Source organism: Pseudodesulfovibrio sp. 7M6 (assembly GCF_050058625.1).
Lineage (GTDB): Bacteria > Desulfobacterota > Desulfovibrionia > Desulfovibrionales > Desulfovibrionaceae > Pseudodesulfovibrio > Pseudodesulfovibrio salinus.
The window spans coordinates 219,365-230,882 of sequence record NZ_CP188816.1; the positions used below are offsets into that span (position 1 = coordinate 219,365).

Genomic DNA, 11,518 nt, shown 5'->3' on the forward strand with positions numbered 1-11,518 from the left:
TGCCTATTCCTGCTTCCCGAAGTCGCCGAACTGCAGTGGCGCTCCGTTCTTTATGGATCTGGCGGCCTGGCTGCCCATGACGGCATCCGTCAGGGATACGGGAACGCCGCGCACGGGGCGCAACGCCACTAGGTTGTCCTCATTCAGGATTTCCCCCTTTGTGATTTCCCGGCGGGCATAAAAGCCGCGGCGCATGCCTGCGCGTCCCTGCGTTTCATTTGCCGAAAGAGGGCGGGCTGGATCGCCCATGATCACTGGGACGGCATCACAGAATTCGCGAAGCGTCCGCAACTCCTCTTCGTTGATGGACAGCTCATGGTCCGCACCGGGAAAGGCGTCCGCCAGGGTGCGGTCCAGGGTGTAGTGTTTTTCGATGGCGCTGGCGCCCAGCGTGGCCGCCATGAAGGCGCTTTGCAGTCCCACTGTGTGATCGGAGAGCCCGGTTTTAAGGCCAAAGGTGTCCCGAAGTTTGAGCATAAAGGCGAGGTTCACCTCTTCCGGGGCCGTGGGGTAATTTGAAACACAGTGTAGCAGGTGGATGTCGGTGTTGCCCGTCTCCAGGATTGTTTTGACGGCCTTTTCGATTTCACCCAGCGTCGCCATGCCGGTGGACAGGAACACGGTTTTCCCTTTTTCGGCTACTTTGCGGATCAACGGATAGTTGTCGCAATCCATGGAGGCGATTTTATAGGCGGGCAGGTCGAACCTATCCAGAAATGCCAGGCTTTTCGTCTCAAAGGGAGTGGTGATGAGCGGGATGCCCTTGTTTCGAGCCAACTCAAAGAGGTGGCTCTGCTCTTCAAACGTCAGGGCGTACGATGCGGACTCCTCGTAATAGTCGAGGTCCGGTGCGAAAAAATCCTCCATGACAAAGGACTGGAGCTTGATGAAGTCGGCCCCGGCCGCATGGGCGGAGAGGATGAGCTTCTCGGCGGTCTCAACGTCGCCGTTGTGGTTGATGCCGACTTCGGCGATGAGGAGCGGAGAGGAATATGTTGTCATTGCTGTTTCCCGTTTCAGCTACCGTTTGTAAATTATGAATTTCTCGAGGACCAACGCGTCCAACCCCGAGTTTTCAAAGACGTGCATGGCGTCTTTTACGGAATTAACGATGGGGTATCCGTGGAGATTGAACGAGGTGTTCAGGAGCGCACCGCGTCCGGTCTTGCGGGCGAAGGACTCGAGTATCGCGTACAGTTCGGGGTTGACGTCTCGCGTGAGGATCTGCGCACGGGCGGTGTGGTCCGCCTGGTGGCAGCCTGCGGGGAGCGCCGCCCAGCCTTCACTTGTGGTGGGAAAGGCCAGGGTCATGAACGGGGCGTCGAGCTTCTTCTCATTGACGAGGTAGCGGTCGGCAAAGGTGTCCATGACGATTGGGGCGAAAGGCATCCAGAAGTCGCGGTTTTTGATGGCTTGGTTTATCTTGGGGACAATGTCGAGATGAATAGGGTCGGCCAGGATGGAGCGGTTGCCCAACGCCCGCTGTCCGAACTCCATGTTGCCTGCGCAACGGGCAATGGCGCGGCCGGCCTCAAGCAAGTCGGCCACATGGTCCGGCGAGTAGTTTTCTATGATTTCATAGTGCTCGGATGCGAGGCCTTTTACCAAAGCATCTTCCTCATCCCGAGGCCTGACCGGTCCTAGGTAGAGATGCGGCTGCGGATGAACCTTGCGTGTATCCCATGTGCCTGATTCTTCCCCGAGGTCTTCGGTCAGAGCGTAAGCCGCTCCCAAAGCAAGCGAATCATCACCCGCCGATCCCGGGACGTGGAGGCGCTTCACACTGTCCAGCGCGCCCACCAGCCCGTTGGCCTTGACGTTCATGGCCACGCCTCCGGACAGGCAGACCTGATCGATCCCGAACGTTTTCACCGCGTTGTCCACCCAGGTCGTGACCAATTCTTCCGTCCAACGCTGCAATCCGGCGGCAATACCGTCGAACCGGCATCCTTCCAGCCGTTCTTTGAACCAGTAGTAGGAGTCCGTGGGTTTGATCTTCCATTTGAAGTCCAGGCCGTCCACGTACAGGGTGGATGCAAAGACCTCGTAGGCCTTGCGTGCGATGGGGGCCTTGCAATAGGGGGCCAGTCCCATTACTTTGTATTCATGCTCGTTGGGCTTCATGCCCAATACCAGCGTGATATAGCGGTATATGCGTCCAATAAAGGCATCTTGCGAGGCGAACAGCCGTTCGCCTTTGCTGTTTCCGTCAAAGCGATAGATGGTCGCGTTGCAGCCGTCGCCCCAGCCGTCGATGGTCAGGGAGAGAACAGGTCCGTCTTTTTCCGCCCTGAGCGGGCCTGTGTAGTATCCGTAACAGGCGTGGCTGCGGTGGTGGTCCATTATGCGGATTTTTTCTTCCTGCACGCCTACGGCCTCGGCAATGATCCTCGGCATGTGAACGGAAGCAAAATTTTCGACCATGGACGGCTCTGCTTTGGAAGCCTCCCAGAATGCCTCTGGGTACTGGGCGTAATCAAAGCGTTCGGAGAGGTAGGCCGAGGGATGTACGTCTTTCCCCTCAATGAGCTTGGGATGCCAGTATTCCCGCTGCTCCGTTATGTAGTCCTCAATGGACCATGAAGACTTGCGCTTGAGTGTATACCAGTAGTCCTGCGACGCTCCGGCGATGGCGACATAGTCGAGACCCGCAGCTCCATTCTTTACCCCTTCCAGGCAGTATCGGATGGACTCAAGCGGGAGCCGTTCGTCGTTTTTGGTGCGGGAAAATCGTTCTTCACTGACGGCGCGAGTGAGCCTGCCGTCCTGGAGCAGGGCGGCGCAGGAGGGAAATCCCCAGAAGACAGAGAGAATATTCATGGCAGTTTTCCTACATTGAACAGAGCGTCTACGGCAGACATATGCGAGGAGAATTCGCCATGGGTCTGTTCGTACGCCGGGTGGTTGTAGTCATGGTAGGACACCTTGATGTTTGCGTCCAAAAAACTTCCAAGGTCGAGATAGTTGCGTCCGTCCGGTCCTGAGATGTAGTGGTCAGCGCCCGATGCTCTGCTCAGGGCCAGGATCAGGTCGCTTCCATGGACATCGGTGTCCGGCAGAATGTCCGAGGCAAGCCGCATGGGCGTGTCGATGCCCGTGAAGTCCCGGACCATCTCGATGAGCGCGATGTTCAGGTCCGCCAGTCGGCTGAACTCCTTGTTTATCACAGCCTCCAGCCGGGGAAAAAGTTCCGGGAAATACGGGGTTCGGCCATAAGCCGCCTGTACGCTGCCCAGATATTTCCGTCTCCAATTGACGGTGTTGTCGATCATGACCTGATTGATGGGCTGGGTGTACCGTCCCTTGGAGATGACGGGCACCGTAACCCATTGCGGTCCGTTTGCCGTGAGAATCTTGTTGCGGTTCTCAAAATACCGCTTCTTGAACTGCACGTTGTCGAGCAGGACATAGAGATCGCATCGGCGCATCTTATCGAAGAAGCCCAGCCAAGGCAGATGCTCCGGCTGTTGGATGGCGACGATCATGCTTCGCCTCCGCACAGGCCCGTCTTGCGCGCGTGGTCGACGATGCGGGCCGTGGACCATAGCGGCCCTTCCTCCGGAGGGAGTCCCGCAATGAAGGTGCGCATGCGTTCAAGGTCCTCCGCCGTGTCGATGTCCAACCGGGCGTTCGGGCAGTGGAGCGACTCGGGCGCCACCAGCTCGGCGGTAGTGAAGCCTGCGGGCCGGTCGCTGACAAAGGCGGTGACGTGTTCCCGCGAAGCCGCGTCCGCGTCTGGTTCCGCGTCGAGGAGCAGGCTGGCGCGAATGATTTCGCAGCCGAGCCCGTCCGGGAGCCCGGATGCGGGCGTGTTGTTGCGGGAGTAGTCCGCGCCCCGGTCCAGGTGGAACCGGACGAGGTTGTCTATTTCTTCTCCGGAGACCAGAGGATTATCTGCGCATATTCTGACGACATGCGCGAGGTTGAACTGCCTGACGGCTTGGGTGAACCGGGCGAGGACATCATCCTCTGGCCCGCGGATAACTTCAAGCCCCATACGATCGCCCAATGCGGCCAGGGGATCACAGTTGCTTTCCCGGCTTGTGGCCAGGATGACTTTGTCGGGCAGGGTGGCCGAAAGGGCGCGGGCGAAGACCATGCCCGCAAGGGGCATGTCGCCGAAAACAGGTAGCAGACTTTTCCCCGGCAGCCGGGTTGAGCCCATGCGGGCCTGGATGACTATGCCAATGTTGGAATGTTTCATATCCTTTCACGCACCATCATGAATGCTTCGGCCATGTCCATTCCCGCTTCCATGCCCCGCTTCATAGCCAGGGCGCGCAGTCCTTCGGAGGAACGGGGATGGGGATAAGGCTTGTTTTCATCCTCATAGCAGGCCAGGGCCGCAGTCTTAGCTTCAAGTAAACTCGCAGCGTGCAGGTAGACCGTGGGGGCGAAGATCGGGGCGCCAACGTTGGGAGCCTGTTCGGTCGAGGACGCGGTCTCATACATGAGCCATCTTTCCACGGCGCTCGACATGGGGCGGAGAACGACCTGCACCGCTCCCGCCACAGCCCGATGGTCCTGGTTGTTGTCTTGGCAAAATGGCGAGTATACGATCTGCGGGTTAATGGTGCCGACGGCCTCCTCCAGCGGAATGATGATGTCCTGGACGCAGGCGTCCAGTCTCTCATCCGGAAGATCCAGGTAGACCGCTCCATGATATCCGAGAATGGACCGCGCCTTTTCCGCATGGTCCTTTTGGATGGCCATGGCGGTGTCGTCGTAGGCATGGTTGTACACGCGGTGGGCGGCAAAGACCACGTGAACGCGGTCTCCTTGCGCGACATGGTGAAGAATGGCGCAGCCGCAACCCAGAACTTCGTCGTCGAGGTGAGGAGCGATGACCAGTACTTGTTTGGCGGTTTTGTCCATAAGGTATTCCTTGTCTCCGTGAAGGAAAATCTATGAGCCGAGCAATAGTCCGGCCAGTTCGTCGGCCGACTTGTCCGCATGTTCCCACCCATACCAGATGGGGGCGCACCGGTGGTGGGCCGCAATCCAGGTGGCTCCCGGAAGATCGTATTGGATTCCTTCGATCTCGGGCCCGAAGTCGCTTTGGGCAAAAACCTGCCCCGTCGTTTCCTTGAGGTCGTAGTCGAAGACGATATATTTGTAGTAGCCGGAGACCATTCCTTCGGGGAGCGTGACCCGTTGTTGGAATATGGTGTCGAATTTGGCGGCCAAGGCCCGCTTCCAGTGCAATATTTCCGGCAGGCGTTCCAGCTGCATCCGCCCCAGGGCCGCAGTGATTTCATTCATCCGGAAGTTGAAGCCGTTGTCGAGGTCATAATGGACCTTCCCGTTTTCAACCCGTTTGCCGTAGTTGCGCATCTTGCGGGCCCACTCCAGAAAGTCGGTATCCGTGGAAACCACCATTCCGCCTTCGCCCGTAGGCATTGTTTTGGTGGCGTAAAATGAGTACGCGCCGCCAAGCCCCCACGATCCGGGGTGTCGGCCGTTGTATGTCGCACCATGCGAATGGGCGCAATCCTCGATGAGGGTGAGGTCGTTGTCCCGGCAAAAGGCCGCGATCCGGTCTATGTCGAAAGCTATGTGCCCACCGATATGGACCACGCAGACCGCTTTTGTCTTTGCCGTTACTTTGCGTTTGACATCTTCAAGCGAGATGCAGAGGTCCTGTCTGTTGCTGTCCGCGTAAATCACGTCGCCGCCAGCCAGTTGGGCAGCCCGGGCGGTGGCGTAGAACGTGTTTGCAGGGACGATAACCTCTCCGCCCGCCACATCGGCATATGCGAAAAGCATGTAGAGGGCGGCGCCTCCATTGCATACGGCCACGGAGGGCAGCCCGGCCATGGCCTGGAACTCCTCCTCGAAACTGTCCACCTGGCCGCCTTCGGAAAGAAAGCCGGAGTCGAATACCTGTTCGAGCAATTTGACGTACCGCTTTTGTGCGGAGGCGGGAAAAGGAATGATCACTGTGAACTCCTCTATACGAAATTGCGTGTTTTAATTTTTGATAACCTGTCCAGCAGAATGTTGTATTTGGTCAACCGGCACTCCGGGCACCATTGCTGGCAGAATTTGGGGGCCATCACCATATCGGACTGGCGTCTGCGTTCCTGCCCGTTCCATATCTCGGCGAAGCTGTTCTTGTAGAGGTTGCCGATGGGCGGGATATCCTCGTGGGTGTTAAGCCGTCCGCAGAGGTAGACGTCGCCGTTGGCGGTGATGACCGAAGACAGGCTGTGGGCGCGGCAGGGGAGGGAGAAATTGCCGGTTATGACATTCTCCTTCATGTTGTGTATCGCCACGCTGAAGCCGCCGAGCGAATGCTTGGAAAGATAGGAGAGGTTGAAATTCTTCGGCATGAGGTCCGGGTGATCTATGACCGGGCGTATCTGAAGGTAATCGACCCCCAGCCGTCTCAATTTCAAGGTCAGGTCTTCCAACCCCTGTTCATTTTCGCTTGTCAGGACATAGCCGATACCCACCACCAATCCGCTTCCCGCCTTGGCGGAGGCGGCAGTCTGGATATTGGCCATTACCTTTTGGAAGTAGTCTTTTCCTTTCCCCGTCCGGAATTGTTCTGTCGACGCCGCGTCCAGGCTAAAACGCACCCAGTCGAAGTGCTTCAGGATTTCAATGTCGGGTAGCCGGACGCCATTCGTAATCAGGCCAAGCCCGAGCCCCAGGGCTTTTGCGTGGAGTGCCACCTCGGAAAAATCGGCATAGAGCGTCGGTTCTCCGCCTCCTTCTATGACAATGCCTTTGGTACCGTTGGCCGCCAGATCCTCAAGCAGATTTTTGAGAATGGAAATATCAAGGTCTTCCATTGCCCGCATCCTGAGAGCCTTGTCGGAGCACCATTTACAGGCAAGGTTGCAGCGGTTGGTTAGGGAAAGCTCAACGCTAACGGGATAGGTCGCGTCCGGCCCGTTCTTTTCGGGGGAAGGAAGAAGAGCCTCCATCTTGCCGGGGAACAAAAACAGTTTTTCCAGGCCGACTTCCTGCGGTCCTTCGATGTTGTTTTGGGCGTATTTGACCAGTATTGGGTTGTCATCAAGGTATTGGGCTATTCCCTGGTTACGCAGTTGGTCGCACCCAGAAATGATTTTGTTGATGTACAGGACATCTTCGGGAACAGCGAGATTGGCTCGATAGCTTGGCCTGGGAGATTCGACGCTTATCTGAAGAATATCAGGAGGTGCGAGCAGGCTGCGGAAGCTCAGGGTACCCACGAGGCGAAGTACGGGGTCCTGGATTTCCTTCTCAAACTTGACGACCAGTGCGGCGTCCACGGCCTCGGCCCCCAGGCCGAGGACCACTCCCCCCGAATGTTCGTTGTAGGCATATCGGCATTGGGTTTCCTCAAAGGCCCGGACAAGCTCGTCCACCGCCTCGATGTCCAGCAATGGATAATTGCCCGAAATTTTGACCAGGGTGTCAGCTCCCGAAGCCTCTGCGGCCAGCCGCAACCTTTTCAGCGAATCTTCGTAGGGTCCTCTGACCGCCGGAATACCCAAAGCGGCCATTTCTACAACGAGGCGGTCGTCATTGGGGGAGTCGGATGTGTTAAGGATGATGCGGCTTACCGTTTTTGATTGGCGGAGTCTTTCTACGAGAAAGGGTAGGGGCTTCTTGTCCGCGATGCTTACTTCGTAGCGGTTGCGGAAATGAGGCGAGTTTCGGCTTGCTTTGATGACGAATATGCTGTTCATGCTTTTGGTTGGTTAGAGAGCTTTCCGGTCGCTGTCCTGCTATACTCCGAGCAGGCCGATGCGGCGTTTCAGCGCCGTGAAATGGCCTTGGGCTCTCCACATTTCAAGTTGTTTTCTAATCCGTAGGCGTTGCAGGAACGTAGTCCCCAGAGGTCGGTATGCCTGTTTGACGACGGCGGCCTGTATTTGATCGAAGAAGTCGAGATAGTGGTTCCCGACTTCATCCAGGGACGGCAGGCTGATTCCCGTTTTGTACCCTTCGTAACCGGCTTTGATTTTTTCCAGGAGTTGCGGGATTTCTTCCCTGGAAACGAAAAGCTCCCCGCCTTGTCCCACGATTTCTGGGTTACCCCCATCGTTGAGGGCGAGGGCCGGAAGGCCGCAGTGCATCGCTTCAATGAGGGCGTTGGAGCATGTTTCCAAACGGGATGCAAACAAAAAGACGTTATGCGCACGTAGCAGGCGGGCGACGCCTTCCGGGGGCTGGGGGGGGATCATCTTGATATTGTTGAACCGTATCGGCGAATTCCCGACGAAGGTCACTTCGTACCGGTCGAAATCAAGATGTTCATCCAGCCATTGGTATATCGGGAATCCCTTGTTTGCATTGGGAGACCAGCTTGAAATGATTACTTTCAGCTTTTCATCGGCTTTTGGCGGGGGTGCTCCGTGCTCCCCGTGGAACAGCACATGGTTGGGCGCGTTGAGGATGACTGTCTCGAACGGCTTGTCTTGCAGGCCCATTTCCTTGTTTACCCTGTGTGACCAATCTGATTGAAAAATGGAGCCGTCCGCGAGGAGTGCGTTTTGTGCATTGATGATAGCGCCCCTGGGGTCTGCGGCGTGGTTGTACAGGTTGGGGTGGCCGTCTACTCGCTGGATGAAAATCTTGTTGGGGTGGAGCAACTTCTGGCGCGCCACCTGAAAGTGATTTTGGCAGCTGTTGAAGAGTATGGCGTCTGCGTCTTCCGGACTCTCGGCGTAACGGCCGTGGCGTCGGAAGTAGTCTCGCAGCGTTCCGAGGAATTTGTGCGATCCTCCGTATGCGCCTTCGACTATATCCAATGCGATGTAGATGTTCATCTTTTGAGCCAGGTGCAGTCCAACTGGGTAAATGGTTACATGTGGCCTGCGGTTCACCGGCAGGCAGATTGATTTTTTTTGTACAGTAAATTGGAACAAAAAGTCAATACACAGTGTGTTGTGGCTGATCAATGCCGCGAATATGTCTTCCTGAATGGGGCGTTCCGGTTCAAACGTGGTGGATTGCGCGTTGACTAATGTACAGGTTTATTGTACAAAGAAGATATGCTTTCCGAGTTGTTTTCATCTAAGACCAGGATCCGGGTGTTGATCAAGCTTTTCCTCAATCCCGGGGTGTCCTGTTATCTGCGGGAGCTTGCCAAAGAGTTCTCCCTGTCGCCCAATGCTCTCAAGGGGGAGTTGGACCGTTTGTCCGAGGCAGGGTACCTGACTCGGGAGCAAAGCGGGCGCAGCAACTATTTCTGCGCAAACACCAGGCACCCATTTTTCCCGGAAATACATTCCATCGTAAAAAAAACATTAGGTATAGATAAGCTGCTTGACGAAGTCGTTCGTAGCATCGGACATGTTGAGGAGGTGTACATTCTGGACGATTATGCCGAGGGCAGGGACTCCGGCCTGATCGATGTGCTTGTTGTCGGCGAGATAGACCGCCACCGCCTGGATGAGATCCGGCAGATTGGCGAGGACAAGGTCAAGCGTAAGGTTCGGGCTATGGATGTGACTCCAGAAGAGTTCGCTGAGGGCAAGGAAATTTTCTTGAGCCGCCCGCATTGGAAGGTTTTATAAGTGGCATATAGCGGGTCGCGGAGTATGTTCGCCGGGTTGTTCGTCCGGCTCCAGCCTCAGCACAAACGGTGGCTCGGCTATATGCTGGCGGGGTCGCTGCTCAATGCCTTTGCCGAAATTGGCTGTCTGGGCGTTATCGCTGCGTTTGTAACATTTGTTTCTTCACCACAGGATGTTCTGAGCTCCCCCTATTTTAAGTGGTTATCATCCCATGTCGGAATGGAAACATCGGGAAGCCAGCCTGTGGCTCTTATTTGTGTGGCGGTTGTCTTGGCCACAATGATAAAAAATATTTCTACCGGACTCCTACGGTATTACAGCGTCAAGTCCGGTGGGCTTATCGGAGCATTTTTTTCGGGGCAAACCATCTTTGCATTGCTTGCCATGCCTTACCAGTGGGTGACGCGCAAAAGTGTTGCCGACCTGTCCGTGTTGTTGAGTTGGGCCAAGCTGGCATCTGGGGCGATGGAGGGGGCTATTGCCGTGGCTTCCGATATTATCCTTTTGCTGGTTTTGTTTGTCGTGACTATTTCATTTTCTCCCTTTGTGGTTCTGGGGGTGCTGGCGGGGTTAGGGCTGCTGTCGTACTTGTTGTTTAGAGGGATTAAAGGCTTTATCGACGCGGCCTCTAGTGAGACCGTTTTTCGGAATAGGAAATTGGCCCGCTTGGCCCACAAATTATTGTACGGCTTTCGGGATATCCGCATTCAAGGCAAGGGCGCAGCCTTTGCCGAGGACTATTTTCTTGAGGCCAGTGCTATTCCCCTTTTTCGCGCCAGGATGCGGGCGCTACAGCAGTTTCCTTCATGGGTGCTTGAAGTTGTCGGCGTCTCTGTTCTCGCCATGGCCGTATACGTCATGAGCGTTTTTGCCGGTTTCTCTTCGACGTCTGTGATGGGGGGGCTGACAATATTCGCGCTGGCCGTTTGGCGGGGGCTTCCTGCCGTCATGCGTATCCTGAATCAGATGGCGGTGTTGCGCGGGGCGTTGCCCAGTTTGATTAAGGTTGTTGAATTTTTGGATAAATATGAAAAAAGTGTTGTGGGCGGGGTAGCTGGGAAGCCCGAGGATGTTCCCGTTTCATTTTCCAAAGGCGTGGCTTTGGATGAGGTGGAATTCTCCTATCATGGCGGTGCTTCGGTGCTCAAGGATATTACATTCGAGATTCATGCGGGGGAGACGCTGGGGATTGTCGGCAAGTCAGGTGCAGGCAAGAGCACTCTGGCAGATTTGCTTATGGGACTTGTCGTTCCCACGTCCGGGAGTATTTTTGTGGACGGTGTTGCTCTTACAGATGAAAATAGGGTCTCTTGGAGCCGCCATATGGGGTATGTTCCGCAGGCCCCTTATGTCTTTCCCGGTACTTTGGCGGAAAATATCGCCTTTATTTCGACCCGCGAGAATATTGACCGCGCCCGGGTGATGTCCAGCTGCGAGGATGCTTTTGTGACGGACTTTCTGGATAATCTTCCGGAGGGGCTTGATACGCAGGTCGGGGATCATGGGGTTCGGCTTTCAGGCGGGCAGATGCAGCGGGTAAGCATTGCCCGTGCGCTTTACGGCAGGCCTGATTTATTGATGTTCGATGAAGCTACAAGTGCCCTTGACGGCAAAAGCGAAGAATACATCAAGCGGATGATCGCTAACTACCGGAACAAGTTGACCATGGTTATCGTAGCCCATCGGTTGACCACGGTAAGGGACTGCGACCGGGTGGTCTGGCTCGAGGATGGGTTCGTTCGCATGATAGGCAAGCCGGACGAGGTCCTGCCCAGATACGAGACGGAGTTGGCCAGCTAAGAGCCGGTTGTTGAGGGCTGATGCCCGAATTCCCGGTAGGAGCGTTCGGCTTCTTCACAAAGAGAGTGGAGGGCCCGGCCGTCGATCGGGCGCATCCTGAGTTGGTTCCATTCCCATGCTTGAGATGTATTCGGATCGTATCCATGTGCCGTTGGCAGTTGGTGCGAATCCTCTTTGCGCAGTCCCCTGGGCCAAGGCGCGAA

General features: G+C 56.1%; 10 protein-coding genes. 2 read left to right on the top strand and 8 right to left on the bottom strand.

Annotated elements, in window-relative coordinates:
• Positions 1-3 precede the first annotated feature (3 nt).
• The 8 genes from ACI0FG_RS00975 to ACI0FG_RS01010 are packed head-to-tail and all read right to left on the bottom strand — an operon-like array spanning position 4 to position 8,897.
• A complete protein-coding gene (locus ACI0FG_RS00975; RefSeq protein WP_419786689.1) occupies positions 4-1,002 on the bottom strand; it encodes an N-acetylneuraminate synthase family protein in 999 nt (332 codons plus the stop codon).
• Between the two features lie 18 nt (positions 1,003-1,020).
• Positions 1,021-2,820: a carbamoyltransferase C-terminal domain-containing protein gene (locus ACI0FG_RS00980; RefSeq protein WP_419786690.1), complete on the bottom strand. Its 1,800-nt coding sequence runs from the start codon at positions 2,818-2,820 to the stop codon at positions 1,021-1,023.
• Positions 2,817-3,485, bottom strand: a complete 669-nt coding sequence (locus ACI0FG_RS00985; RefSeq protein WP_419786691.1) for a WbqC family protein — start codon at positions 3,483-3,485, stop codon at positions 2,817-2,819. The genes ACI0FG_RS00980 and ACI0FG_RS00985 overlap by 4 nt, the downstream gene beginning before the upstream one ends.
• Positions 3,482-4,204, bottom strand: coding sequence for a cytidylyltransferase domain-containing protein (locus tag ACI0FG_RS00990; RefSeq protein ID WP_419786692.1), 723 nt, complete (start codon positions 4,202-4,204; stop codon positions 3,482-3,484). Before ACI0FG_RS00990 ends, ACI0FG_RS00985 begins: the two co-directional genes overlap by 4 nt.
• Positions 4,201-4,875, bottom strand: coding sequence for a PIG-L deacetylase family protein (locus ACI0FG_RS00995; protein WP_419786693.1), 675 nt, complete (start codon positions 4,873-4,875; stop codon positions 4,201-4,203). The genes ACI0FG_RS00990 and ACI0FG_RS00995 overlap by 4 nt, the downstream gene beginning before the upstream one ends.
• Positions 4,876-4,905: 30 nt before the next feature.
• Positions 4,906-5,940 carry a DegT/DnrJ/EryC1/StrS family aminotransferase gene (locus tag ACI0FG_RS01000; protein WP_419786694.1) on the bottom strand — a complete coding sequence of 345 codons (1,035 nt, stop codon included), beginning with the start codon at positions 5,938-5,940 and terminating at the stop codon, positions 4,906-4,908.
• 11 nt (positions 5,941-5,951) lie between these two features.
• On the bottom strand, positions 5,952-7,682 hold the full coding sequence (locus ACI0FG_RS01005) for a radical SAM protein (protein WP_419786695.1): 1,731 nt from the start codon (positions 7,680-7,682) through the stop codon (positions 5,952-5,954).
• A gap of 39 nt (positions 7,683-7,721) precedes the next feature.
• Entirely contained in the window at positions 7,722-8,897 is a 1,176-nt protein-coding gene (locus tag ACI0FG_RS01010) for a glycosyltransferase (RefSeq protein WP_419786696.1), read from the bottom strand.
• Positions 8,898-8,990: 93 nt separating this feature from the next.
• Between ACI0FG_RS01010 and ACI0FG_RS01015 the strand changes: the two genes are divergently transcribed.
• Positions 8,991-9,515, top strand: coding sequence for a winged helix-turn-helix domain-containing protein (locus ACI0FG_RS01015; RefSeq protein WP_419788336.1), 525 nt, complete (start codon positions 8,991-8,993; stop codon positions 9,513-9,515).
• Between the two features lie 24 nt (positions 9,516-9,539).
• A complete protein-coding gene (locus ACI0FG_RS01020; RefSeq protein WP_419786697.1) occupies positions 9,540-11,315 on the top strand; it encodes an ABC transporter ATP-binding protein in 1,776 nt (591 codons plus the stop codon).
• Positions 11,316-11,518 lie beyond the last annotated feature (203 nt).